This is a genomic window from Pseudomonas putida (genome assembly GCF_002906855.1).
Taxonomy (GTDB): Bacteria; Pseudomonadota; Gammaproteobacteria; order Pseudomonadales; family Pseudomonadaceae; genus Aquipseudomonas; species Aquipseudomonas putida_N.
Genome location: NZ_MINI01000015.1, coordinates 1 through 962 on the forward strand (window position 1 = coordinate 1; position 962 = coordinate 962).

Genomic DNA, 962 nt, shown 5'->3' on the forward strand with positions numbered 1-962 from the left:
CACCGGTAGAATCCAGGCTCTCACACCGAAGGATTCAAGCGCAGATGACTACGCATTACCGGCAGCTGACTCAGGGACAACGTTACCAGATTGAGGCTGGCTTGAGCGCCGCAGAGAGCCAGGCGAGCATTGCAAAGCGGGTCGGCGTGCATCCCTCGACGATCAGTCGCGAGGTTCGCCGCAACAGCACCCAGAATATCTACAAGGCTGTTTCTGCGGCCCATGAAAGTGATGCTCGTCGAGCGGGTGCGCGCAAGTTTTGCAAGCCGGCGACATGGCTCAGCCATCATCTCCCGGTGTGGCTCAAGCATGGCATGAGTCCGGAGCAGATCGCCCAGCGGTTGAAGCAGGAGCAGCCAAGCCGGGCGGTCAGCCATGAGTGGATTTATCGGTTCATTGCCGCCGAACAGCGCGCCGGTGGTGAGCTTTATACCTATCTGCGACATCGCCGAAAGCGCTACCGGAAACGCTATGGAAGCCACGATCGGCGCGGGCAGCTGCGTAATCGCGTGTCAATCAGTGAACGCCCAGCCGAGGTCGAAAGCCGCGAGCGCCTGGGGGACTGGGAGGGCGATACGGTACATGGACTGGGCGGTAACCTGGTGACCCTGGTTGATCGCAAAAGCGGCTATCTGAGCGCCTATCCGGTCAAGCGCAGAACGCGCCGGCAGGTAACGCGGGCGATCAATCTGATGCTTCAGGGCCATGCCGCTCACACGCTGACGCTGGATAACGGAAGGGAGTTTGCCGGGCATGAACGCATCGCGCTACGGAGCCAGTGCCAGGTCTTTTTTGCAGACCCCTATTCATCCTGGCAACGTGGCACCAATGAAAACACCAACGGTCTGCTCCGCCAGTATTTCCCCAAGGGCAGCGACTTCAGCAAGCTGACCGTCGAAGCCGTCAATCGGACAGTAGCGAGGATCAATCTACGCCCGCGCAAGCGCTTGGGCTGGAAGACG

1 protein-coding gene is annotated in these 962 nt (G+C 60.1%); it reads left to right on the forward strand.

Annotation, left to right across the window (positions count from 1 at the left end; all coding sequences use genetic code 11):
- Nucleotides 1-44 precede the first annotated feature (44 nt).
- On the forward strand, nt 45-962 hold a 918-nt coding region (locus tag BGP85_RS00165), incomplete at its 3' end, for an IS30-like element ISPpu17 family transposase (RefSeq protein WP_103445268.1).